This window comes from Acetobacterium carbinolicum (assembly GCF_047456275.1).
Classification (GTDB): Bacteria; Bacillota; Clostridia; order Eubacteriales; family Eubacteriaceae; genus Acetobacterium; species Acetobacterium carbinolicum.
The window spans coordinates 1,732,127-1,758,061 of record NZ_CP173357.1 but is presented as its reverse complement, the minus strand read 5'-3'; the positions used below and the strand labels follow the sequence as shown (position 1 = coordinate 1,758,061).

Below are 25,935 nucleotides of genomic sequence, written 5' to 3'. Positions count from 1 at the left end.
CTCATTTAGACCGATACTAGAAAGCTGTAAAAACCCCATTGTTTAAAACTTTATTTAGTTAATTTGATTAAAATTAGTTGACCAATTCCTTGACCGTCGCTTCGATGATGCTGTAAGCCTTGTCACAGTCTTCTTTTGATACAATCAGCGGTGGAATCATGCGGATGATGTTTTTTCCAATGGCGGTAATTAGCAGTTTTTTCTCCAGCACGCCATGTTTGATAGCCACGCCCGAAACGCCGTCTTCAAATTCTACCCCGATTAAAAGACCTTGTCCTCGGACTTCTTTAACCTTTGGCAGTCCCTTTAATTGTTCCATAAAGTAGTACCCCATTTCCCGGGCATTGCCGGCCAGGTCACGATCGAGTAGTTCGGTGATCTGGGCCAGAGAAGCGGCGGTAGAAACCGGATGTCCACCATAGGTAGTCCCGTGAGAGCCCATGGTAAAGGCTTTGGCCACTTCAGCAGTCGCACAGATCGCACCGATTGGCATACCTCCGCCCATGGCTTTTGCCATTGAGACAATGTCAGGCTTAATTCCATAATTCATATATGACATAATCGCTCCGGTTCGGCACCAGCCTGTCTGAACCTCATCCAGTAATAAAAGCAAACCTTTTTCATCACAGAGGGCCCGAAGTCCTTCCATAAACTCCGTTGTTGCCGGATGGACTCCCCCTTCCCCCTGGACCGGTTCAATGAGAATGGCAATGGTATTGTCGTTGACAGCATCTTTAAATGACGCTAGATTATTAAATTCAGCATAGCTAAAACCGGGAGTCATATCCCCAAAGCCGATTTGACAAGCGTTGTCCGGCTGCCCGGTGGCACTCATAGCACCGAAGGTTCGACCATGAAAGGACATCTTGGCAGTAACGATGTTATAGCGCTCTGGGCCATAAGTTTCGACCCCATATTTGCGGGCCATTTTAATCATCGCTTCATTCGATTCAGCTCCGGAGTTCTGGAAAAAGATCTTATCCATACCAATGCTGGTACAGATTTTTTCGGCCAGCAGCACCTGGGGGATGGTATAAGGATAGTTGAAGGTGTGAATCACATCAGCCACCTGATCCTGAACCGCTGCAACTACTTTATCATTGCAGTTGCCAGCGCTGTTGACGGCGATACCGGCATAAAAATCCAGGTAGGCCTCGCCATTTTCATCATAAATATACATATCTTTTGCTGTTTCGGCGATAAAATCAAACCGTTCATAGGTTTCAATCATATAGGTGTTAACTTTTTGCTTTAATTCCTCTTTTGTAAGTCCGGTGTCTTTAAGTTTCATTCCAATTTTCCTTTCCCTTTTCCATTAACGCTACATAAGTACTTTATTTCTGACAAACATCTTCGTTTGTCGGATAAACAAAAAAAACGCCGGAACATGAACCATCATGTTTCGAACGCCTTCGTTCTGTCAATTGACAAGTACAATATAACATGTGTGCATTATAATGTCAATACACACAGTGATTTTATTTAAATATTTTTTAAAAATCGCTATTTAAAGGGTTATAAGGCATTAAAAGATAATAATTTGTGCAGTATATTGTACTTTTTCAACATTGACCCGAAAGTTGTTTTGTGATTAAACAGTGAGCATATTCTACTGTTTAAAGACGAATACCGTAATAAATTTCAGCAGCTCACTTCCCTTATTCCAATAGGTATGTTTCATCGCTGTGCCAAAACAGATAGCATCTTCTTTTTTAATCTGATAAAAGGAATTATCAATTTCTAAGGTCAATTCACCCACGTGCACGACGATGTACTCGTTGGTTCCCTGCCCATGAGCGCCGCTGACATAACAGGCACCGGGTTCAATTTCAATTTCATAGATTTCAAACAATCGGTTCTTTTCATAGGGAAAATAGGTGTAAACCGCGTAGTGACCGGGCACCTCTTTGGAGGGAATCAGTTTTTGTCGGTTGACCTCATAGACACCAATCCCCGGGGTTCGGGTCAGATCTGAAAGATCCACCCGGAGTCCGCTGACGATCTTTCCCAGGGTCCCGATTGTAGGATTGGCTTCCCCCCGTTCAATTTGCCCCAACATACTTTTGCTAACCCCGGTTTGTTCGGCCACCTCATCCATACTCATGCCTTTTTCCCGGCGTATTGCTTTTAAATTAATTGATATATTTTTATTTAAGTAATCCATCCTCTTCGCCTCGTCTTTCTTTAAGGCTAAGTTTAACTTAACAGAAAGCTAAAATCAATGGATACCATAAATCTTTGTGTTGCGGTCATATGAATATAGATCAGCACTGACCCAGTACCGATAATTATTACATCATGTTGTACGCATCGGGGCAAACAGTTGATAAACTGTTCGATCCCGCAGCGAAAAACAGATTAATAATTGGTCGGTACGGCTGTATCGCACTAAAGGTAACTAATAGAGTTTCGTATAGATTCCTAGCACCTGTTCTCGGGCGAGGGGGACGTAATTGTTGGCCATCAGCCGGGTTTGTTTGGTCATTACTGCTTCGGTAAAAGTTTCCAGATCTACTTTGGTCACGCCGTAGTCCCGGAGTGCTTTTTTTAACAAAATATGATTAAGCAGCTTCTCAATTTCTTCGTAAACAAAGGCGGGTTCACAGCCCAGAATTCCAGCCAGAAAAAGATTGAGTTCTTTGATGCTGCCGTTGGGATCAATGGCAGCATAGGTTTTGAAAACCTCGGTAAACATCGCGTAGTTCGCTTCGCCATGAGCGATATGGTAAACTGCCCCCAGGGGGTAACTCATGGCATGAACCGCAGCACAACCCGCGTTACCGAAGGCGATCCCGGCGAAGGTTGAAGCGATCATAAAGTCTTTCTGCAGGGATTTTCGGGCTTCTGGTCCCTGTTCTACAATAGTCTGATAGCCGGTGAGAATCATTTCCATGGCCTTTTTCGAATACAGCCGAGTAAAGGCGTTGGCCTTGGGGGAGGTGTAAGATTCGATGGCATGAATAAAGGCATCAATGGAACTAGTAGCAAAAACGCTCATCGGCAAATCATTAAGCAGTTCCGGCACTAACACGGCGTAGTCAGCATAGAGTTCATCCACCGCCAGACCAAATTTTGAAGAAATGGCGGTGAGTTCCAGAATAGAAATATTAGTGACCTCACTACCAGTGCCACAGGTAGTGGGAATTAAGATTAATTCCTTGTCTTTGATAATTTCCAGTTCTTTGTTAAACAGGTCCACCACCGGCACAGTATTTTTAAGCGCAAACAGCTTAGCAACATCGAGGATGGTACCGCCGCCGATACCAAATACCCGGGTATACTGATAGTCTTTTATATCTGCGTAAATCTTTTCCACCATTACATCGGTGGGTTCGCCACTTACATATTTTCGGTAATTGACACGATAAGCTTCATTACTGATGGTATCCTTAAAATAGTGTTCATCGGTTCGATCACTGATAAAAACCAGATCCCCTTTACCGATCTGAAAATGCGCCCCCACTTCGTGGCAGTGCTCAAATTCCAATATCTTCGGTGTAATTCCAAATTGTTTCATTGTCTCTCCTTTCCGGCTGATCGTTAGTTTAGCTGGTAACAAATGCGTCTTTTTACTACGGGTTTAATGCTGACTACCGTACCGACCAATTGTCAATCTGTTGTTCGCTGCGGAATCGGACAGGCTAGCGCCGTGTCCGCTCCGATGCGTACTACATGATGTAACAATTGTCGGTACTGGTTTTAGCATTTTACGACAGGTTAACTATAAATTGAGTTACAAAATACTCTATTTGTTACATATCCAGTTGATAAAGTTTTACACACATTTTAAGATAGCTTTTTCAAAAATATCAAGGCCGGCCTGAAGTTGATCGTCAGTGATGACCAGCGGGGCCAGAAAGCGGATTACATTACCGTAGACACCGGCACTTTCGATGATCAGGCCATTTTGGACTGCCTCATTGACAATCGCCGACACCAGTTCCGGGTAGGGTTCTTTGGTGGTCCGGTCTTTGACAAATTCAATCCCGACCATGGCACCCATGCCGCGGACATCGCCAATCACGTCATAGCTGTCTTTCCATTTATTAAAGCGTTCAAAAATTGTGTTACTGATTTCGCAAGCCCGTTCATCCAGACGATCCCGTTTCATAACTTCGATGACTTTTAAGGCGGCGGCGCAGGCCACGGGATTACCACAATAGGTTCCCCCGATAGTGCCACCTTTTACGGATTCCATAATTTCTTTTCTGGCAGTGATGGCACTAAGTGGCAATCCAGCGGCGATTGATTTAGCCGTCGTAATAATATCCGGTTCCACGCCAACTTCTTGCCAGTACTGTGAAGCAAACATCTTTCCGGTACGGCAGAATCCAGTTTGCACCTCATCAGCCATTAATAAGATTCCCTTTTCATCACAGATTTTTCGGACTGCTTTGATCCATTCCAGCGGTGCGGGAATAAATCCACCCTCACCTTGGAGGGGTTCCACCACAATAGCTGCCACATGTTCGGCAGGTGAAGATTCCTCAAACACCTTATAGATACTTTCGGTATAATAGTCGATGGCGTCCTCTTGCTTCATACCGGCCGGGTTTCGATACAGATAGGGAAACTGAGCCCGGTAAATACCATCAGGAAATGGTCCCAAACCATGGGCATACGCTTTTTTTGATGTCATCGTCATGGTCAGCATGGTGCGCCCGTGAAAAGCTCCGGAAAAAACAATAATATTGGGCCGTTTGGTAAAAGCTTTAGCGATTTTTACGGCGTTCTCATCCGCTTCAGCACCACTGTTAGCAAAAAAAGTCATCTTTTCGTCGCCCCGGACCGGTACAATGGCATTCATGGTTTCAGCCAGCTTGACATACCCTTCATGGGTAACGATATTAAACATCCCATGAAAATACTTTTCCGTTTGGGCTTTCACCGCTGCTACTACTTCAGGATGGGAATAACCGATATTTAGCACTCCCACACCGCCAACCCAGTCCACAAAGTGATTACCGTCAACGTCTTCGACCATGGCCCCTTCGCCCTTGTCGATAACTAACGGATAAACACATTTGATGGCACCGGGAATGGCGTCCCCTCTTCTGGCAATCACTGCCGCAGCCTTGGGCCCCGGCACTTGTTTGGTAATTATTTTTGGTAATGCGTTTTTTAGCATCTCTCATCCTCCTCTTTTTTCTAACTAGATCATTGCAAAGTGCTTAAACCAAACATTTCTGCATAGCATTTTGCTGCTCTTATTAATAAAAAAACAAAAAAAACAAGACCGGGAATCGACTTCCTTGTCTTGTTTAACGTGATTCTATTATAGCACAGACAATCATCTCTGCAATGTCCAACTAGCCTAAATTATTTATTATTCTTTGTGCTGGACAGACAAAGATTTATTTTGTATACTAAGTAAAACGTGAATAATTCCAGTTTCCTTGCTTTATCGTTTTGCACCGATATTAAAAATGAGGTATTTTATGTCGATTATGTTAGCCGATTTATTCCATTCCACCCAAAACACCTATCAGCTCCAGCTAATCGCTGGAGAAGCTGGCCTGAACAGGCCCATCCATTGGGTCCAATTTACTGAGGATATTGCCACCACCGATTTTTTAAGAGGTGGTGAGCTAATTATCACCACCGGTATGAGCGCCGACAGCAACACCTGGCTCTTTGATTTTATCACCCGACTAATCCATCAGAAAACCTGCGGCCTGATTCTCAATACCGGACGCTATCATTTTGCGGATGATATTTCCGAAGCGGTCATCACTTTGTGTACCCAGTGTCAGTTCCCACTGTTAACAATGCCCTGGAAAATCCACCTCGCTACCATTATGCAGGATTACTGCAACCGGATTTTTATGCAGTCCTACCAGGAAGACCGGACCACCATGGCGTTTTCCCGGCTGCTGCTGCACCCCGACGAACCGGAATCGAGCCTTGACACCTTAAATAGTTTGGGCTACGAAACCAATTCCTCCTACCTGGTAATCGTTGGTGAGTCTCCAGAAATTCCACCCCGACTGATTGAGCGGCTTAGACAAATTGGTACCCGATCCTATTTTTTTTCGCTCCGGGAAGCTTTTGTTCAAATTTTTCAAAATCCCGATGTTACCGCCCTGATGGAGGTGCTATCAAGCTTTGATGCTTCCCCTCAGTCTCGTCCCGAGGCACCGGTATGTTTTGGCAGTGGTACTCTGACTGACTCCCTGCTAACACTTAACACGAGCTATCAACAAAGCCTATTCGCCCTAGGAGTCGCCCAAAAGCAACATCTCCGACAAGTCAGTTTTAATGACCTGGGGTTGTTTAAAGTTTTTTTTGCACTTCCCGACCAAGCCATCCTCGCCACCATGGCGGCCGAAAGCTTGAGTCTGCTAGAAGCTCAGGATGCCCGCAGCCAATCCAATCTGAGCGAAACCTTGCGGCTTTACCTGGAGCACGATGGTAGCATTCAGGCCGTGGCTGATGCGTCCTTCACCCATCGCAATACCATCAACTACCGAATGAAAAAAATCCGTCAGCTTTTAAAAACAGACCTCCTGACCATGGAAGAAAAGTTCAATCTACTACTTGCTTTTAAAATCAAAGATTATCTGGCACTGTAACACGATTTAAGGGTTACCGATCGTTTTTTTAATCTACTGTCTGCTTCGCTGTCAGTCAGTGTGAAGCAATGCCTGTTGATTCTTTTTTACCAACAAATTCTTTTTTTTTATTTAAAGGAGACGCCTATGAAATCAGCAATCTCAATCATCTCTAATCCGTCCCTGAATCCATCATTAAATCAGACCTTAACCGCATTTTTGACCCCGAAAGCCGTCGCCGAAGTCCGCCGCTTTCATCAATCGCTGCCCCTGTATCAACCGACTCCGTTGCTTTCCCTGCCTGAACTTGCCGATAAATTGGAGCTGCGCCATGTTTTTGTCAAGGATGAATCCCGCCGCTTTGGGCTTAACGCCTTCAAAGGCCTGGGGGCCGCCTATGCTATGGCCACCATCATTGCCCGACATATCAAAGCCGACGAAAGCGAGCTTAATTATCAGTTCCTGACGACCCCGGCAGTGCGTGATCAGATTAAAAATCTGGTTTTTATTACCGCCACCGATGGCAATCACGGCAAGGGCGTGGCGTGGGCCGCTTCTCTTTTTGGCTGTCGGGCCATTATACTGATGCCCCGAGGTACTCGTGATTGCCGGGCCGAAGCCATCCGGGCCATCAATCATACCAAGGTAGAAATCACCGACCTAAACTACGATGATGCCGTTCGCCTGGCTGCTCAGTTGGCTGAGAAAAATGGCTATTATCTGATTCAGGACACCGGTTTTGAAGGCTATGAAGCGATTCCTAACGCGATTACCCAAGGCTATACGACCATGGCTGGGGAGGCCTTGGAACAATTGTCTAACCTCGGCATTCCAAAACCCAGTCATATCTTTCTACAGGCCGGAGTAGGCTCTATGGCTGGCGGGGTACTGGGTTATCTGGCCCATTATTACCAACAGCATCCACCGATTACCACCATTGTGGAACCCGATACTGTCGCCTGCATTTACAAATCAGTTCAGCTGGGCAATGGCCACCCCTTGGCTGTTGGCGGTAACCCGGAAACAATTATGGCCGGATTAAACTGTGGGGAACCCAACCCCCTGACCTGGCCAATCCTGCGCGACTTTGCCGCCTTTTATGCCAGCTGCCCGGACTGGGTCACAAAACTGGGGATGCAGACTCTAGCCCACCCCTGCGGTTTGGACCCTGCTGTTGTTTCCGGCGAATCTGGAGCCGTGGGATTAGGACTACTCGTTTGCTTGTGTCAAGATCAAAATTTGACAGCGTTAAAACAACAGCTTCAGCTCGATCGTAATTCAAGTGTCCTGCTTTTTAGCACCGAAGGCAATACCGATCCGGACGGGTATGATGCCATTGTTAGTCGGCCCGTATCGATTTAGCCAGGTAGCGACACTTAGTAGCACGATCATCTGAACTAACTCGTCCGGGATACCCAAAGCGCATGATTAATCAATTTTTAGTAGTTTTGCATTGATTGCGACAATGACTGTACTTAATGACATTAGCGCAGCCCCTATCGCCGGATTAATAATAATACCTTGATTATAGAGGACACCTGCAGCTAAAGGTAACGCGATCATATTATAACCTGTAGCCCATATCAAATTTTGGATCATCTTTCGATAGGTCGCTTTTGAAAGCGTTAAAATCGTTATCACATCGAGTGGATTACTTCGTACCAGAATAACATCCGCCGTTTCAATGGCGACATCTGTTCCAGCTCCAATGGCGATCCCTAAATCTGCCTTTGCCAGCGACGGTGCATCATTCACACCGTCACCGGTCATTGCAACAATCTTGCCTTCTTTAATAAGTCCATCAATTTTGGATGCTTTTTCTTGGGGCAATACCTCCGCAATGACGGTATCGATGTTCAGTTGATTGCCTACGTAAGCCGCAACTCTTTGATTGTCCCCAGTTAATAGGATGGTTTCTACCTTCATCGACTTTAGTGTATCAACAGCTTCTCTGGCGGTATCTCTTACAATGTCGGATAGTGCCAGATAGCCCAGGAGGGTGTCGCCATCTAATACAAATATAACTGTTTTTCCCATTTGGGCAAGTTTTTCATAATGGTTTATATCAAAAGCTATCGCTTCCGATCGCATATAGCCTGGACTCACAACCCTAATGTCACGTCCATCCACTGTCGCTTTTAGTCCTTTACCCGTCAGATTCTGATAATCTTTTACTGCCTTAAGCTTAAGGTTTAGTTTTTTTCCTTCGTTAACAATGCCCTGTGCAATGGGGTGTTCTGAGTTTGATTCAACTGAATAGGCAAGTAAAAGAAGTTCCTCTTCGGATATTCCAATGGCCTTGATATCGGTTATCCCAAAGGTACCTTCGGTCAAGGTTCCGGTCTTGTCAAAAACGACTGTATTTACCTTTCGGGCGTTTTCAAATGCTGCCCGATCTCTAATTAAGAGACCTTTTTGAGCTCCGATACTGGTCGATACTGCTGTCACCAGAGGAACTGCCAAACCTAATGCATGGGGACAAGAAATTACGATGACGGTGACTGCCCGTGTGACTGCAAAATTCAGATCTTGTGCTATGAACATCCACGCTAAAAAAGTCAATATTCCGGCAGTCACGGCGATATAGAACAACCACTTGGCTGCTTTATCTGCTAATCGATGGGTATTCGATTTTGAATCCTGAGCTTCGCGAACAAGTTTTAATACTTGTGATAGGAAGGTCTCTTCCCCAACGTGAGTCACCTTGAATTTTAGAATTCCCTCGCCATTGATGGAACCACCAACGATCTCATCGCCCTTTTCCTTTTCAACAGGGGCGGATTCTCCGGTAATCATCGCTTCATTAACAGCTGATTTTCCATCGTAAACTAAACCATCAATCGGAATCTTTTCGCCTGGCTTTACCAGAATGGAATCCCCTGGCTTTAATTGTTTTACTGAAATATCCGTGGTTTCCCCGTTCTCCGTGATCCGGTGCGCTTCTTCTGGCATGAGCTTGACCAGTTCATCGAGTGCCTTTGATGCTCCCATCACAGATTTCATTTCAATCCAATGACCTAAAAGCATAATGACAATTAATGTAGCGAGCTCCCAAAAGAAGTCATCCCCGCTAATAAAAAATACGGTGAGTGTACTATAAATATAGGCGACCGTTATGGAGAGGGCAATCAGCGTCATCATTGCTGGCGTCTTTTTTTTAAGCTCATCCCTGGCACCTGTGAGAAAAGGCTTACCTCCATAAATGAAGAGTATTGTTGAAAGGCCGACCAGTAAAAAAGAATCACCAAAGAATCGCCAGTTTACACCCAGAAACATCTGAATCATCGGCGATAACAATAATATCGGGACCGTAATAATCAAAGAAATAAAAAACCTTTTTCTAAAATCTGCGACCATCATTGCATGGTGATCATTGTGGTTATCATGTTCTCCATTTGCTGAAACATGCTGGTGCAAATGTTCTTTTTCCGCCCCGGGAACCCGTTCTTCGTCATGTATCTGATTCATTTCTTCATGACCCTGATGATGCACATGTTCATCTGTTTTTTGTAAAATCGCCTTGTGTTCCTGATGATGTTGATGGTCATTATGCTCCTGATGGGTTTTGTGTTTATCACGTATCACTTCTTCGTTTGATAAGTCCTTCTTTGAATTCTTACTTGTATCTTCTTTATCCATCCTGTTCACCACTTTCCTAGCTTAAACTATGTATTTATATTTTTATACCCGAACAAATATACTTAAATCACTTTTGGTGGGGCCAACCGAAAATGAACACCGTGATTGGATTCGTATTTTATTTTAAAAATGTTAAGTTTTATGTGATATTTATCTCGATTTTGCATCAAAAAAGCCCCATAGAAAAACACTATGAAGACTTTTTTAATAATTGCATTTTATTCTAAAAAAATACTAATCAACAAGATCATACTGGAATCTTGACAGATGCTCATACGGAAGGATCAGTCTTCCGCGGTAGAGGCCACAGCCATCGTTGATCAGGGAATTATCCATTGCTGAAAACATATTCACGTCTAATTTTGATAATTCAAGTTGCTGCAGGAGAATCCCTCTTTCATAGGCATCATCAAAATAAATATTTTCCCCTTTGGGAATTGCATCGCGCCTGGCTCTTTCACTTTCTTGCCGTTTTTCGTAACCTAAATGATTAGCAGGACCAATCTCAGCAAAATCGTCCATTTCTTTTGTCCGAAGTTGTACTTCCACATAGCAACGGGCAATGTTATCATAAAATGTTATATGCAGTGAGCGATAGCCATTAGGCTCTGAATTAGCAATATAATCCCGATAATACGGGCTGATGTTCTCTTTTAACAAGGGCGATTTTTTCTGATCTTTTAATGACGACAGCTCTGCGGTAAATCCGCGTTCCTCCAGAAAACCAGGCAACTGGTTGGCTACATCATAGAGATATTTTATTTCTTCATCCGCACGAATCTCCCCTTCTTTCAGATGACATTTTGGAAGCGAAATCACAATCCTGTAAGCAATTAGATCCCGAAAACAATTTATTGCGTTCTTTAGCTTCGGAAGCGAAGGGTAATTGCCGTGTTTGATATAATATTCGTAAATGTATTCCACAATATATCCGTTAAATTTTGCTTCCGCGCGGATCAGGGATTTAATTCGGCCCTTAAAAGTAAATGGAAGAAAAGGATATTCATTTGCCATCAGTTTATAGAATTCCCGAATCCGCTGAGACTGCGAAGTCAGGAAATCGTTGTGCTGCAAAAGTTCCGCAATTTGAAGCAGAAAATTACAATGCAACAGATCAATCTGATTATTCGTTTCTTTCGCTGACTGTTTTAAATCCTCTGAATATCGCTGTAAAATCTTAAGAACGGTATCGCCTGAGTATAAGTAATCATTTAATTTTTTCACAGTTAGTGCTTCCTTTCCAAGTTATACTGATGGTTATGCAATTTCCCCATCAGAGCATCTTGTAATACTCCGGAAAATTTACGCCGCTTATTCTGGTTAAATGCTTAACACTGTACTAATTGCTATCAATAAACTTAACAGGATTCCAATAAGATAATATTCTGCAAATGATGGATCTTTATCAATTCTATCATATCACATCAGTAATTTTGCTGCAAAGATTATTCCAACGGCGGCATATTGATTCAGTATCACCAGTATAACAACAAGTATCGTCTCTAATTTACCATTGTCCTAGGACGATCTTAGCATCAATAGTCACTCCTCTAATTTTGTCTTGGTTAATTCGAATTTACTGACCATGTTTTTAAGCATTTCCGACTGGCTGTAAAGTTCTTCACTGGCGGCGGCGCTTTCTTCGGCGGTGGCTGAGTTGGTCTGAACGACCTGCGATATCCGATCGATACCGATGTTGATCTGGTTGATGGAAGTGTTTTGCTCGTTGGAAGCGGTGTCAATTTTACTAACTAGTACGGCAACCCTAGTAACCCCGTCTAGAATTTCTGTGAGCGATTCAGCGGTGTTGTTGGCAATGACAGTTCCCTCGGAAACCTTGGTAATGGAACCTCCAATCAGTTCGGTGGTTTCTTTGGCAGCTTCGGCACTGCGTCCCGCCAGAGTTCGGACCTCTTCGGCCACCACTGCAAAGCCCTTGCCCTGCTGTCCTGCCCGGGCGGCTTCCACCGCTGCATTCAAGGCCAGGATATTGGTCTGGAAGGCGATATCATCGATGACCTTGATGATGTTCGAAATCTTAGCCGAGGCGGCATTGATTTCTTCCATTGACCTAAGCATCTGCTGCATCTGGGTGTTGCCGTTTTCGACATTTTGCCGGGCGATACGGGTCAGCTGATTGGCCTGGTCGGCATTTTGGGCGTTATCTCTGGTTTGAACGGCAACTTCGGTGATGGAAGCATTGAGTTCTTCCATGGAACTGGCCTGCTCGGTGGCGCCCTGAGCCAAGGCCTGACTGCCGAAGGATACCTGTTTGGATCCGGAAGCGACCTCATCGGCGGCATTATTGATATTGCCGATAATCTCATTAAATGACCGGATGGTATCATTCAGCGAGTTTTTGATGATCATATAACTGCCCTGATAATCGCCCTTCATGAATTGGGTCAGATTACCGGTGGCCATCTGTTCAAGTACGATGACAGCCTCATTGATAGGCTGTTCGATGGAATCCAGGGTCTGGTTGAAGCCCGCGACGATATCCCGATACCCGCCGGCGAATTTTGTCGCATCACTGCGGATTTCCAGTTTACCGTTAATCCCGGCCTGAGCCAGATTTCGGGATTCTGCAATCAGATTGTCAATGGTGGTCAGGGTGGCAATGATCGATGGGATCAGCTTATCGTTAGCGGAACGCTTGCCAATGGCAACAAAGTCGTTAAGCCGACTGGCATCGCCTTGGGAAATATCGACAAAGGCATCCGAAACATTGAGCAGATTGGCATGAACCCGGTTGATTTCCTCGGCAAACTCGGCCATATTGCCTTTATAGGCGCCGGTCATGGAAATAGTGTAATCATTGACAGCCATTTTATTCATCACCTGGCGACCCTCATTGATGGGTACCAACAGGGCGCTCAAGGTATTGTTAAAGCCCGCGATGATTTTACGGAAATCGCCGCTGTGGCGGGTAGCGTCTGCCTTTATTTCCAGTTGGCCGTCGGTAGCTGCCCGGGCCAGCATTTCGGCATCGGACACCAGGGCATTGATATTGTCGATACAGGAATTCAGGTTTTCTTTAATGGTATTAAAGTCGCCATGATAGGTGGCGATGATTTTTTCGGGTATATTCCCGCGACTGATTTTATTGACGTAGTCTGCCGATGTATTCAGGGGCTCGACCACGGTATTTAACATGTTATTGACGCCAACCACAATATCCCGGTACTTGCCCTGGAATTTGCCGGCATCGCCGCGGATCGATAAATGGCCATCGGCGGCTGATTGGGTAAGCATCTCCACCTCGGTTTCCAGATTTTTCAGATTTTCCACAACTTTGATTAAACTCCTGGATTGAACATCCTTATCTGATTTCACGTCCACCTGAACGTTGAGATTTCCCAAGGAGATCTGTTCAAGTGTCATTATATTTTCCTGGATGTTTTCTGATAATTTTTTGAAGGATAAACCAAGCATGCCCAGCTCATCCTGACGCTTGATGATGTCATTGGTAATTTCATTATCAAAATCTCCAATTTCCGCTTTACGAAAGAGCTCGGTAATTAAAACGATGGGATTGACCATGCTTTTAATCAATTTCATTAGGATAATGCTTAGGATAAGAAGGGTCAGCAAAAACAATCCAACGAGCTGATAAATCAGCATCATAATCGGTTTGTTCAGTTCGCTTTGGGGTTCCATGATGGCCAGTGTCCAACCGGTTGCGGGAATGGGTGCATAATAGATATTGTTTTTTCCGGCACTATCCGTAAAAACGCCGCTTCCGGTTTCACCGCTGATAATGCGTTCTCCTAGTGATGAAAGGCTTTCGTCGGTGTCGTCAAGAAGATTGACACGCATACTTTTGGAAGTATCCTGATCGGCAATGTAAAGGCCGGTTTGATCCACGAGGAAGGCCCGGCCGGTTTCACCGACTTTGATTTCACTGACAAGCTTCTGCAGACTGCTTAAATCAATATCGCCGGTGACTGTCCCCTGTAATTTTCTGCCACTGTCGTAAAATGCGGAAGTAGCGGTTACCATGGAAATTCCCAGGGTTTCATCTTTAAATGGCGCCGACCAGGCAATTTCACCATTGGCTGATTTGCCATTCACATACCATTCCTGATTAGGATAGTCATATTCTTCGGTGCTGAATAGTGCTGCATCAAAGGTAATGTTCGCACCATCCCGGTATGCATATGGGCCAAAATATTTTTGCTCGGTCCGATAGCAGTTGTATTCATACCAGACACCAGCACCATATGTATCATCGTTGAGGCCAATGTACTGGGTGATAAGATCACTATACGCCTCGGTTGTCATTTGATTTCCGGTTACACCAATGGTCTTTCCCAAACTGCGGACAACATCGCTGTGGTTACCCAGGGTTTGTTCAACTTGGTTAATTGTACTGTCGAGTTGCAGGTTCATGCGTTCTTCTATTTGTTTATTCTCAGTATAAATGCTGAGAGTAATAACCGTTATTCCGATTAATAGTAACGCCATTGCAACAAATGCTAATACTAATGATGTTACTTTATTTCCAATTGACTTTCTGTTAAACTTATTCATTTCAGTCTCCGTCTATAAATTATTGTTGTGAATTTGACGTTTGTTTGTAATGCATGCGTTGGTGTGGCTATTTAGGTTGCGGGCAGGTAATACCCGCCCCTACGGGATTACATTGACGTTTTCTTAAAATCATATGCTTGTTCCGGTTCGTAGGGGCGATTATTAATCGCCCGTTTATGTTTGTTTGTTGTGAAGATTCATTTTGGAAATCACCTGTCTGCCCGGTCTGCGGTGGCAAATAATGGTTTTTTGAGAGATTTATCCGCTAACCTGAATTCCTTTTTATTATTTAGCATTTTATATGCCTTCCCCACGGTCAGACCCTGAAATACTGTGGTAAATAGTACAATGGCATAGGTTGAAACTAAGAACAGGTTATAGATTTGTGATGATAAAACATTGTTTGTTCCCATAATCAGGGCTAAGCATAAACCGCCTTTTAACCCGCCCCATGTCAAAAAGGCAGCTAATTTCATTCTTTTCATACCATCGGGCAGATTCCTGGTAAAGAGCAATGCCGTGGATACTCCGGCCATTCTTGATACGGTATTAAAAAAAATGGCGCCTGATCCGATGATGATGATCATGGTGATCGGTAGTGTGTTAAAGTTTCTGATACTGATAAATAATAAACCAACTAAGAGAAACAGCATTCCGTTTAAGAGACTATCAATCACTGACCAAAATGAATAGAATAATTCCCGCACTTCATGGATTAACTCGCAACGGTTTTGTTTTTGAATTCTGGAAATGCCGGTTGCATAATGCAACCCGCAGATCACTGCTGCAATGGGTCCGGAAAAGCCCAGATAATTACAGATAAGATACGCAATCATCACGGTTAATATGCTTGAGAAAATTTTAATGTAGGGGTCTTTTGAGCGTTTGAAAATTTCAAAGAAAAGAAATGATATGACGAATCCTATCAGTGCCGCACCCAGAACTTCGGCTGACAGCTCTATGATAAAACTTATAATTGAAATATCTCCAGAGGTGTGTTTAAGGATACTGATGAGGGTGGCAAAAATAGCCACTGCAACACCATCATTAAACAAGGCTTCTCCTTCAATGATCAATCCCAGCCGTTTGGACAGCCCGGCTTTTGCCAGAATGCTCATGGCTGAAATGGGATCGGTGGGTGCGACGATTGAACCCAGAATAAGGGCCTTAAACAAACTGATGTTCACATGAATAATAAATCCCAATCCCCATAAGAGCAACCCGTAAATCATGGTTGAGACAATGGTTGAAGCAATGGCCATGCTACCGATTAAGTATTTATCTTTACTAAAATCACTGAATTTAATTCTTGATGCCCCGCTAAAGAGCATGAAACATAAAACCCCATGAAATAAAAAATCGTTGAAATTAAATTCGCGGTACAGATTATAAAATTCTTCGGGGATCTGTACGACATTCATGGTTCGACCGCAGATGACCATCACGGTAAATGCAAATCCAAAAACGACCAGACCAATTTCATAGGGAAGCTTTATTGTTTTTTCATTTATAAAACTAAACACAACCACTAAAAGAAGCAGTCCGCTAAAAAGGATCAATAATTCATCAAAATTAAACATATTTTCTCCATTTTGTACTTTTTAACAGAAAATTGCGAAACAAATTTCAGACTGCTATCTCCATAAACCGGAACTGCCTATGGATGTATGCCTTCATTCATTTGTCTCGCAATTGACTGTCAATACTTTTTTTGTTAACCGGTTTAAATGAAAAATCGATTTGGCATCATTATTCGCCTGCCCGGGTTTGTTTGTGGTGCAGGCATTGGTGTGGCCTTTTTACGTTACGGGCGGGTAATACCCGCCCCTACAGGAGTGAAATGACGGTTGCTTAAAATCAATACGCTTGTTTCGGTTCGTGGGTGGGGGCGATTATTAATTTGTTTTTATATCAACTTCCCGCACCACTTTTTTATCTGCATTTTCTTTCTTTGCATAAAGCCAGAAAGGAACAAAAAGGAAAAGTACGAGAACCCCAATTAAAGCCGGGGCGATACCATAATCCAATTTATTGATATAGAAAATCCCTGCCAGATATAAGGGAATATTCAACATACAAAAACCAAGTCCGACATATTTCCACCATTTTGGCGCAAGTATTTTTTGGTCTCCTTTGGCTTTAAAATAAGCAAAAAGGGTGATGCCATTGGCGATAACATAGCCCATCGCCGAGCCGGCGACAATCGCCGATGGGGTTCCAATAAAAATCAAAACAAAATTCAAAATAGCAATTGAAATCATGGCCTTGACAGGTACCCCGTATTTATTTGTTTCTGTCAATACTTTCGGCAAATTACCTTCCACCGCCATTGACTGCATCGCCTGGGCTGAACCAAGCAAGGCTGTCTGAATGATTAAAATCATCGATGCCATGAGCATAATGACAGTTACAAATACACCTGCGCTGCCAAACGACATCTTTGCCATTAAAAGCATTGGTGAATAAGGCTCTTCGATAATTCCCTGTATTCCCAGTGTCCCAACACAAGCAGTTTGGACCAGCACGAAGGTTACCAGACAGATCAGTCCACAGAAGAATAAGGCTTTCGGTAAATCTTTCTTGGGTTTTTCATAATCCGGAGCATAGACTGCTGCGGTTTCCCAGGCGCAGGCACTCCACTGAGCCATTGCCATTATTCCCAGCAATATCAGGATGTGTGAAATATTCCAGCTCCATGTTTCCGGAAATAAGCTCACAGCGGTAATGTTGCTTAACTGAAACTGTCCCGTTACAATGGGTACGATCGAAAGAACGACGAGTGGGATCAATGCAACCACTGCTAGAATATTCCCAATCATGGCACCTCCGGATAAACCTTTTCTGTTAATACCGATTAAGACTGTAAATATAACGGCTCCGGCCACCAGTGAAATCGCTTTTTCAGAAAAACCGCCCAGAGCCGGTATCATGCCATGTAAATATGTTCCGATCAGAAGTGAAAATATTGCTAAAACGGGATTCCAGGCCATCCAATAACCCCATGCGCTAAATCCGCCAATAAATTTGTTGATATCATAGTCTTCGGAATTTTTCCCTTTAAAAATTGCCTGAACATAACCCGGCAAGCCCCGGGCCTCGGGGTACATCAGCGCAAAGTCTCCATAGGCGAGGTTTTGAAGAAAACCCTGGGAGATTGAAAGCATCCAAACAATGATTGAAAATACGCCAACGTAACCTGCAAAATAGCCGATATTGGGAAGAATTAACATTGGCACACCTAATGCGATAACCAAACCTTGCTTCCAACTAATTTTATTTGTATTCATATTTTACCTTTCTGTAGCATTATTGATTGATATTTATTCATTTTAATCCTTTAATTTACGTATTTTTGAGTGTCGATCAGAAAAATGATTAAAAAGGTAGCAAAACACCAATCTAAAATTGTCGCTAACATAAAGCGGGACAATTTTTGATTAGCATTTTGCTATAATTATGTTGCTTTAAAGTTTATGATCAGGTGTTTAAATTAAAAATTCCGGTATGTATTTCTGTGCCCGGGTAGCGCCGTATTCAGTAATCGCATAAGTAACAACCAGGTTATTATCTTTGTCTTCTACCGCATTTTTAACTTCCACCAAACCAACACCTTTCATCGACATCAAATGATCGTCAATGGCCGTCTCGTTACATTGTTTTTCATTTCCATATATGGGTTTCAATTGTGTATGAAATTCTTGGGGAGTCATTCCCTCTTTATTCTTAATCAATAAATTGATCATATAAAATCTTACTGGCGCTTTCATAATTCAACTCCTGCTTTCTATTTTTAAATAATATAATTGTAGTATAGTTTGAGAATGTTTCTATCTACGTAATATCTCTTAACGAAATTAACTCTGATGGTTTCCCAACTACCAGTACACAACCAACTAATAAGATAACTAAACCAACAAAGAAATTAATCTGCAATGTCGCACCAAAAATAACAACACCTAAAACAGTAGCACTAATTGTCATGATTGGATTAATTGCCATCGACCGGGCCGCCCCAGCAGCATTTCCTGCCCGATAGTAAAAATAGTAACTGCCTCCCGCAAATATAGCTGCACCAATCATCCATACCGCTGATAATGATGTTATTGATTCAAAGAAGTACCCAAAAGAAACGAGTCCCAACCCTGAAACAATTGGAATAGCTAAAAATGACAGTAATCCTGAAATAACAAAACGGAACCCAATTGCAATTTCCGGATCAACAAAATCCATTCCTGCCGTTGCAACAACCATTTCTAATGCCCAACCAGTTGCACATACCAATGCAAATATTACACCTATATAAAAGTGGGGATAAGCTTCCCCTGATGGTGGAATCCAGCCTACGGTAATTGCGCCTGCAACAGCTAAACCAATTCCCACCCAGGCTCGTCCGCTTATGTGTTCTTTTAAAAACAATCGTGAAGCCAGTGCCCCAAAGGCGGGTAACATGGCCGTGAAAATAAGGGAATACACCGGTCCACACAAGGTAACCGCTGCCATATAGCTGCCAAGTGCCAATGGTCCGCCAAAGAATGCTGCCAGCATAATAAATCGTCCCGGCTTTGTTGAGGCAATTCTAAGATACTCGCGATGTTTGCCTGCCTGTGCATTTTTTAGAAAAACAAGAATTGCTGCTATACCATCTTGCATTGCCGCCATAATCATTGGTATTAACATCAAACTCATTAATGCTAACGTAGCAAATGGTTCCTCTCCCATTGCAAATGTTTGAAATGTGGGTCCCACACCATAGGTTAATCCTGCCGTTACTGCCCATGCAATACCGTATTTAGCATACTTAAGATTTTTTCTGTGCAACCGGCCTTTGACATTTTCATTCATTGAAATTCTCCTGTTTCTTTTTTATTATAATCATTTTGAGCTATTTTTTAAGGGTTTTGATCTGGTTAAATAAAGGTAATGGTTGTGTTGCTTTCTTTAAACACATCGTTTGCATAGGGCGTCACCAATGTCCCGATTTTTAAAACGATGTTTGGTTCTGCCGCAAGCTTTTTTGCCAGTTCATAGTTGATTAATTTTTTCACTGTACTGTATTTGACCGTGGTTAGTCCATTGACAATAGTCGGCTCTGCCCGGGTCTCTTTTTTCTCAGTTTTCGGCAATACTGCCTTTTCCTCGGAAATGAGCATGCTTTCCAGGGCCACACTGCTCATAATGCGAACGCCGCACAATTCCAATTGCTTTTCATGATCTCTGAATACATTGTAAAAGACCGGATTTGCAATTGCTTTGTACATCCGGTATTCAAGACCTTCTTCGAGGACATAAACATCTTTCCCGGTTAATAAAAACTGGCGTAATGCTCTAGTTTTATCATTAATGGCAACGCCATTGACCGAAGCGGACATTTCATCGACTGTTAGTTTACTTATAACCAAAAATTCATATCCCAGAAAATCATTTTTATCTTTAAGTGTATCTAACATTACTGCTTCATATCCGGGGATTGCCATTGCCATGTCATCGCATTGCAGAAGCTTTTTTCCCGGAATCGCTTCAATTTCTGTTTGATGCTGATTAATTTTTTCAATTATACGATTAAACACTTCGTTGGTTATCAGTTCAAGGTTCATTTACTCACTCCTTTCTAAGCTAATTGTAAAACATCTGAGGTCTGTTTATTGCTACTCTGCTTTTACAATTAAGCCTAATGTTCTTCTCCCCAGGTTACAGGCATTTGCTTCATCATAATCGATATGCATATAGGTGTCGAACTTATTGGAAACCCGGAGATTCACATTCTTAAAAATCATCGGACGATCGGTATTCACCTCAATGTTCACGCGATCACCATCTTTTACTGATAAATTTTTAGCATCTTCCGATGACATGTGAATATGTCTTTCCGCCACCAGTACCCCTTCGTTGAGATATACTGTTTTTCCGTTCGCACTGATTTCGATAGGCGCTGTTCCCATTAATTTGCCACTTTCATGAACCGGTGCATTAACACCCAGGACCTTAGCATCTGTTTTTGAAACTTCAATCTGAACTTTTTCTCTTTCCGGACCTAATACCACAACATTTTGGAGCTGGCCTTTCGGGCCGATAAGGATCACCCGTTCTTTGGCGACGAATTGACCGGGTTGTGACAACGTCTTGATATTGGTCAGCTGATAATCTTTGCCAAAGAGTTTATCGATTACGACCCTAGACAAATGCACATGGCGTCCTGAGGCTTCAATCTCAATATAGCCTGATTTTTTTAATCTGGTATAGATTCTTTCAAAAATAATATCAACGATTTTTTCTATTTGATCGCTCATCTCTCGCCTTTCAGTATTAATTATCTTAGGTAATTGTGAAAACTGACATCAAAGCAAATATAGTTCTATTCTTTTAAATTTCGCAATTACCTATTAATGATCTAAATGCTTAAAAATAATAATATACATAACCGAGGATAAACGGTTATATCCCTGGATCAGGTCGATTCTTCCCACCGTGCCATCTGCCAGCTTAAACCCTTCATAACAGGCGATTTCTGTCTTTCTGATCAACGCCCGAAGGGAATTGAGCAGAATTGGAATTTCTCCCAGCTTATATGTAATATTAAATAAGTGTTCACGACCAAAGTATTTTTTAGGATTATGTGACATATCGCGGATTTCCTGTTGATTAAACCCTAATATCTTACTGGTGTCAAGTGCTTCGTTTAAAACTTCTGATCTTGATAATTCACCGATATAGTCAAAGACTTCCTGCAAATCCGAAACCAGGTCAGTCAATTGGAGTTCATTGGCGCGAATCTGAACTTTCATGATTTCACCCATTAACACATCGACTTCGCCTCTGAGTTTAATCCGTTTATGATCCTTGCCGACAAGAAGATTCCCGTAAAGCTGAGTCATGTGCTCAGGCTTTTCGTCTAAAAAACCGCCACTTTCTAAGTTGAACTTGCCAATTTTCTTTGCTGCCATTACTCCGGCATTTTCCATTACGCTGGTAGTTAGGTTTTTTTCGATGTCATCATCGATTAACACCAGCTTTAATTTATGATCTGCTAGGACCGACTTTGCCGATGGGGTTAACATTGACTTAAGGGGAAGTCGCAATTCACTATCGGTGATCGATTCGCCGCTTTTAATTATTTTTTTTATGCCATCTTCAGTTATTAAATTCATTGGTTCACTTCCTTAATAAATTTAAGTGATATGAAACCCATATCACTTAAATCAACTGAATAATCGACCTAGTTATTGGAACCTTTTTCCTGTGGCAACATTTCATTAACATCCGCATGCGGACGAGGTATAACATGTACTGAAACTAAATCGCCAACTCTTTCGGCTGCGGCAGCACCGGCATCTGTTGCAGCTTTTACTGCACCAACATCGCCTCTGACCATGACGGTTACCAGTCCGCTGCCAATTTGTTCTTTTCCGATTAATGTAACGTTTGCTGCTTTTACCATTGCGTCTGCCGCTTCAATCGCTGCTACTAAACCACGTGTTTCAATCATTCCCAATGCATTTGTGTTTGCCATTTTATTTACCTCCAAGTAAAATTAAATATTTAATTGATTTCTAAGTTTTTCTAAAATTAAATCGGTAATACCTTCGAGTTTATTCTCAACTGCTCGATTCAGTTCCGTTTCGCTTACTGTTTTTTCGACTGAATTGCTTTTAGCGCATTCAATACTGTTTCGTATTTCAGCCAGTTCTTTGACCCCATAGGCGACGCGTCGCAAATTGAGTAAGTTCAACGGCGAGATGTTATCGGATGTCGCACTTCCGCCCACTGCACCGCATCCCAGGGTAAAGGCCGGCAGTAAATTGGTTGTCGCTCCCACGCCGCCTAATGCTCCGGCGGTATTGACCAATAATCGACTGACGGGTTTCCTTAACGCAAATTCTCTGATAATTTCTTCATTTTTCGAGTGGATGATCATGGTATGACCGGCACCCTCTTTCGTCAAAATCTCAATTGCTCTGTCACAGGCTTTTGGCCAGGTGTCTTCAATGTAAAAAGCTAAGATCGGGCAAAGCTTTTCTCTTGAAAATGGGATGTTGTGTCCAACCATGGTTTCCTGCCCAATCAGAACTTTTGTGTTTGCCGGAACTTTGATCCCAGCCATTTCAGCAATATATAAAGCTGTTTTACCGACAATTTTAGGATTCATTGTCATCTTGGGTGTCAGCATTATTTTTTCCAGAAGTTTTTTCTCCGCTGATGTCAGCATATAACAGCCCTGTTTTTTGAGTTCTCTCAGAACTTCCTGTTCAGATTCTTTTTCAATGATAATGGACTGCTCTGATGCACAGATAACGCCGTTATCGAAGGTTTTAGAATCGATGATCTGTTTGATGGCATGGGGAATGTCCGCACTTTTTTCGATAAATGCCGGGCCATTTCCAGGTCCGACACCAATTGCAGGATTTCCAGATGAATAAGCAGCTTTTACCATTGCCTCACCACCGGTTGCCAGAATCAAACTGGTGTCTATATTCTTTAATAACTCATTGGTCCCTTCCAGAGTTATAATCGTTGCGCACCCAATACAGTCTTTAGGCATGCCGGCAGCGATAGCCGCCTCTTTAATCACTCTCACTGTCTCGATGATACAATTTTTAGCCGTTGGATGGGGTGAGAAAACAATTGAATTCCCGGCTTTTATGGAAATCAGCGCCTTATAAATTACTGTCGATGTCGGATTCGTCGATGGAATTAATCCTGCCACGACGCCTACTGGCACAGCCACTTCATAGATTTTTTTGATTTCATCGCTGCTGACAATGCCAACTGTTTTCATGTCTTTGATACTGTCGTATACGACTTGTGAAGCAAAATAGTTTTTAATCACTTTATCTTCGGCCACACCAAATCCAGTCTCTTCATTTGCTAATTTCGCCAGTTTTTCGAGGTTTTGCATGGCCGCGTCTTTGATCGCTGCACAAATGAAATCAATTTCTGCCTGACTCATTTGGGCAAGTTTTGTCTGTGCCGTCTTTGCATTTTTCAGCAACTGGCGGGTTTCTTGAATTGATAACAAATCTTTGTCTACTAACTGCACAGTTTATTCCTCCTTTTCTTTTAATTCATTTAAAATATTTGCGATCAGATCAAATTTACGGGATCTTTTGATTTTTTCTCTGCTGATGCCTTTAATGTTTATATCACGGGCTAATTTTCTTAACCTGGAAACGGTCATCAGATTCAGGGATTCTTCCGAGTAATTATACTCTTTATCATTCGACACGGATGTTGACGATTTATCTTCAGTGATCGCGTCTTCACCAATTAACTTCTCTACTACACTACATTGCTCTTCCTGATTTTCCATTACAGTAATTTTCGTAGGTGCAGCGTTGTTGACAACTTCATGCCCGGATGAATTACTGTGGCAGAGCATTTTTTGGGTCTGATCGTCTAGTCTTGCAATGATGGTATGTTTTCTGCATTTCCCTGCCAGATTTGCCGCTTCTACCCCTGCGGCAACGCTGGCCGATACAGCTGCTACATCCCCTGTGATGATGATGGATACAATGCCGCCTGACATTTTATCAAACCTTACAAATTCAACATCAGCGGTTTTAAGACATGTATCCAAGGCATTCACAGCTCCCACAAAACCGACTGTATCAATTATACCGACGGAAGTCATTATTTTAACCTACTATCGGGTTATTGGCAATGTATTGAACCGCTTGGGCAAACGCGTCGCAGGCCGCTTTGCATGCCGATTGTGAACCGCTCATCAAGGCACCGGAAAAGTTTGATGTCGCTGTCGGCGGTAGAAATGTCTTGCAAATTTTTACATCCGCTGCTTTTAGTGCGGCATCAATACCGTACATTGCCTCAATTGGTGGGGCAATACAATAAGCCAACGGCATTCCGGCTGGTATCTCCGCAGTTTCCGATAAATAGCTGCCGGTACTTGATATACAGTGAGCTAAATAAATAGATTCACCTTTTTCATTGGCATTGACGAAATATGCTCCGTTTTCGATATAATGAGCACATGCATCCAGGCCGCTCTTTACCTCAGCCGGATTTTCGCCGGCCAATATACCAAATGCTTCCCCGGCAAAGGTTGTAAAAATTCCGACAAATGCCGAGAACATACATTCCCCATATACCACTTCTACATCAGCAGCTTTTGTGGCCTCATCAAGAGCGATAAATGTAACATCATCGATGGAACCTGTAATCAGGCCCAGGCTGCGTTGATGCGGTTTAAGATTAAGCGCCTTAGCTAAATCTTCACTGACATTTGGAATAATATTCTGGCACACAACATTAGCGCGTATAATTTCTCCTAACACTAATTAATCCTCCTATCCAATTTATACTAATTTTAAATCCACACCAGACATTTTATTCTTGAGCATGGTCTGACAAAGCTCAGCTATTTGAGCACCTGCTTCAACCGGTGCGGTTCCCAGTTCATGAATGTTGGAAATGACCGTTCTTCTGGCCTCTTCCATACCAACTGTTGGTTTATAGGTAATATATGCTCCCATAGACCCGGTTGAGTTTAATCCTGGTCTTTCGCCACAGAATACGGCAATTACGTCAGCATCTGTTATTTCGCCGATTTCATCGCCGATGGCAACCCGGCCATTGGTGACAAAGAACGGTGTTGAGTATGTGATTCCCAGTGAGTCCAGTCCCTGCTGTAGAGCGGGAAGAAAATCTGCGGCATTTTTTTCAATGGCCCGTGAGCTTAATCCATCGACAAAAACAATCTGCACATTGAGATTCTTAACGGTATTTTTTTTGACGGTTTCTACCGCTTCATCGGTCAGTTTTTTTCCGGTGTTAGGGTTTTTGATGTATTCTGCTTTATCCGCAGCAATTGTAGAAAGTTTGATGAATCCGAGGTCTTCGACCAGGGTTACGTCAACATCTGACCATACCGCATTCTGAGCTGCCGAGTGATCGGCTAAAAATCTCATATAGGCTTTGGTTAAAGGTCTTGGACCGGCTCTCCAAATACCTAATCGACCGGACGTAAATTCTTTCATTTTCATATATCCATCGCGATCGTATGGATTGGGAATAAAGAATGTTTCCTGCATGGTTGCCACAGTCACATCTTCGACAAAACCATCATCAATGCTGCCTGCCGTGGCAGACTTAATTACCTGGTTCTTTACAGAACCGGTTCCTGCTTCGCTTAATTCTTCTTGAATAACATTTTTAATAATGTCGCGAATCGTATCTTTTAAAATAGCTTCATTTATCATTT

The 25,935-nt window shown here is 42.8% G+C and carries 21 protein-coding genes; 2 read left to right on the top strand and 19 right to left on the bottom strand.

The window, feature by feature from the left end; translation table 11 throughout:
• Positions 1 to 73 precede the first annotated feature (73 nt).
• From ACIZ62_RS08095 to ACIZ62_RS08080, 4 genes are all read right to left on the bottom strand, one after another.
• Positions 74 to 1,291 (bottom strand): acetylornithine/succinylornithine family transaminase, encoded by a 1,218-nt coding sequence (locus ACIZ62_RS08095; protein WP_322519765.1) that lies wholly within the window; start codon positions 1,289 to 1,291, stop codon positions 74 to 76.
• A 318-nt stretch (positions 1,292 to 1,609) separates the two neighbouring features.
• On the bottom strand, positions 1,610 to 2,164 hold the full coding sequence (locus ACIZ62_RS08090; RefSeq protein ID WP_322519766.1) for an XRE family transcriptional regulator: 555 nt from the start codon (positions 2,162 to 2,164) through the stop codon (positions 1,610 to 1,612).
• A gap of 234 nt (positions 2,165 to 2,398) precedes the next feature.
• The gene (locus ACIZ62_RS08085; protein WP_414151655.1) at positions 2,399 to 3,517 is read right to left on the bottom strand and encodes a 4-hydroxybutyrate dehydrogenase; all 1,119 of its coding nucleotides are present in this window, start codon (positions 3,515 to 3,517) and stop codon (positions 2,399 to 2,401) included.
• A 258-nt stretch (positions 3,518 to 3,775) separates the two neighbouring features.
• Positions 3,776 to 5,128, bottom strand: coding sequence for an aspartate aminotransferase family protein (locus ACIZ62_RS08080; RefSeq protein WP_414151654.1), 1,353 nt, complete (start codon positions 5,126 to 5,128; stop codon positions 3,776 to 3,778).
• Between the two features lie 310 nt (positions 5,129 to 5,438).
• Here ACIZ62_RS08080 and ACIZ62_RS08075 point away from each other — a divergent pair, with 310 nt between their 5' ends.
• A complete protein-coding gene (locus ACIZ62_RS08075; RefSeq protein ID WP_322519769.1) occupies positions 5,439 to 6,572 on the top strand; it encodes a PucR family transcriptional regulator in 1,134 nt (377 codons plus the stop codon).
• A 126-nt stretch (positions 6,573 to 6,698) separates the two neighbouring features.
• The gene (locus tag ACIZ62_RS08070) at positions 6,699 to 7,913 is read left to right on the top strand and encodes a diaminopropionate ammonia-lyase (protein WP_322519770.1); all 1,215 of its coding nucleotides are present in this window, start codon (positions 6,699 to 6,701) and stop codon (positions 7,911 to 7,913) included.
• A gap of 66 nt (positions 7,914 to 7,979) precedes the next feature.
• Here the strand turns inward: ACIZ62_RS08070 and ACIZ62_RS08065 are convergent, their stop codons facing one another.
• From ACIZ62_RS08065 to eutC, 15 genes are all read right to left on the bottom strand, one after another.
• Entirely contained in the window at positions 7,980 to 10,190 is a 2,211-nt protein-coding gene (locus ACIZ62_RS08065; RefSeq protein WP_414151653.1) for a copper-translocating P-type ATPase, read from the bottom strand.
• A 234-nt stretch (positions 10,191 to 10,424) separates the two neighbouring features.
• Positions 10,425 to 11,414 carry a guanosine polyphosphate pyrophosphohydrolase gene (locus ACIZ62_RS08060; protein ID WP_111887079.1) on the bottom strand — a complete coding sequence of 330 codons (990 nt, stop codon included), beginning with the start codon at positions 11,412 to 11,414 and terminating at the stop codon, positions 10,425 to 10,427.
• A 318-nt stretch (positions 11,415 to 11,732) separates the two neighbouring features.
• Positions 11,733 to 14,723, bottom strand: a complete 2,991-nt coding sequence (locus ACIZ62_RS08055) for a methyl-accepting chemotaxis protein (RefSeq protein WP_111887080.1) — start codon at positions 14,721 to 14,723, stop codon at positions 11,733 to 11,735.
• 209 nt (positions 14,724 to 14,932) lie between these two features.
• Complete coding sequence (locus tag ACIZ62_RS08050) at positions 14,933 to 16,303, bottom strand: cation:proton antiporter (protein ID WP_414151652.1); 1,371 nt, start codon at positions 16,301 to 16,303, stop codon at positions 14,933 to 14,935.
• A gap of 315 nt (positions 16,304 to 16,618) precedes the next feature.
• Positions 16,619 to 18,010 carry an APC family permease gene (locus ACIZ62_RS08045; protein ID WP_111887082.1) on the bottom strand — a complete coding sequence of 464 codons (1,392 nt, stop codon included), beginning with the start codon at positions 18,008 to 18,010 and terminating at the stop codon, positions 16,619 to 16,621.
• A gap of 198 nt (positions 18,011 to 18,208) precedes the next feature.
• A complete protein-coding gene (locus tag ACIZ62_RS08040; RefSeq protein WP_111887083.1) occupies positions 18,209 to 18,490 on the bottom strand; it encodes a DNA-binding protein in 282 nt (93 codons plus the stop codon).
• Between the two features lie 64 nt (positions 18,491 to 18,554).
• Positions 18,555 to 19,565, bottom strand: a complete 1,011-nt coding sequence (locus ACIZ62_RS08035; protein ID WP_111887084.1) for a DMT family transporter — start codon at positions 19,563 to 19,565, stop codon at positions 18,555 to 18,557.
• Between the two features lie 65 nt (positions 19,566 to 19,630).
• Positions 19,631 to 20,317, bottom strand: coding sequence for a hypothetical protein (locus ACIZ62_RS08030; protein ID WP_111887085.1), 687 nt, complete (start codon positions 20,315 to 20,317; stop codon positions 19,631 to 19,633).
• A 51-nt stretch (positions 20,318 to 20,368) separates the two neighbouring features.
• Positions 20,369 to 21,010, bottom strand: coding sequence for a phosphate propanoyltransferase (gene pduL, locus ACIZ62_RS08025; RefSeq protein WP_111887086.1), 642 nt, complete (start codon positions 21,008 to 21,010; stop codon positions 20,369 to 20,371).
• A 93-nt stretch (positions 21,011 to 21,103) separates the two neighbouring features.
• Positions 21,104 to 21,868: a cobalamin adenosyltransferase gene (locus ACIZ62_RS08020; protein ID WP_111887087.1), complete on the bottom strand. Its 765-nt coding sequence runs from the start codon at positions 21,866 to 21,868 to the stop codon at positions 21,104 to 21,106.
• 68 nt (positions 21,869 to 21,936) lie between these two features.
• A complete protein-coding gene (eutM, locus tag ACIZ62_RS08015) occupies positions 21,937 to 22,230 on the bottom strand; it encodes an ethanolamine utilization microcompartment protein EutM (RefSeq protein WP_111887088.1) in 294 nt (97 codons plus the stop codon).
• Positions 22,231 to 22,251: 21 nt separating this feature from the next.
• On the bottom strand, positions 22,252 to 23,757 hold the full coding sequence (locus ACIZ62_RS08010) for an acetaldehyde dehydrogenase (acetylating) (RefSeq protein WP_111887089.1): 1,506 nt from the start codon (positions 23,755 to 23,757) through the stop codon (positions 22,252 to 22,254).
• A gap of 3 nt (positions 23,758 to 23,760) precedes the next feature.
• Entirely contained in the window at positions 23,761 to 24,348 is a 588-nt protein-coding gene (locus ACIZ62_RS08005; protein ID WP_322519772.1) for a BMC domain-containing protein, read from the bottom strand.
• Positions 24,349 to 24,352: 4 nt separating this feature from the next.
• Complete coding sequence (gene eutL / locus ACIZ62_RS08000) at positions 24,353 to 25,009, bottom strand: ethanolamine utilization microcompartment protein EutL (RefSeq protein ID WP_111887091.1); 657 nt, start codon at positions 25,007 to 25,009, stop codon at positions 24,353 to 24,355.
• A gap of 21 nt (positions 25,010 to 25,030) precedes the next feature.
• Complete coding sequence (gene eutC, locus ACIZ62_RS07995) at positions 25,031 to 25,933, bottom strand: ethanolamine ammonia-lyase subunit EutC (RefSeq protein ID WP_322519773.1); 903 nt, start codon at positions 25,931 to 25,933, stop codon at positions 25,031 to 25,033.
• Between the last annotated feature and the right edge of the window lie 2 nt (positions 25,934 to 25,935).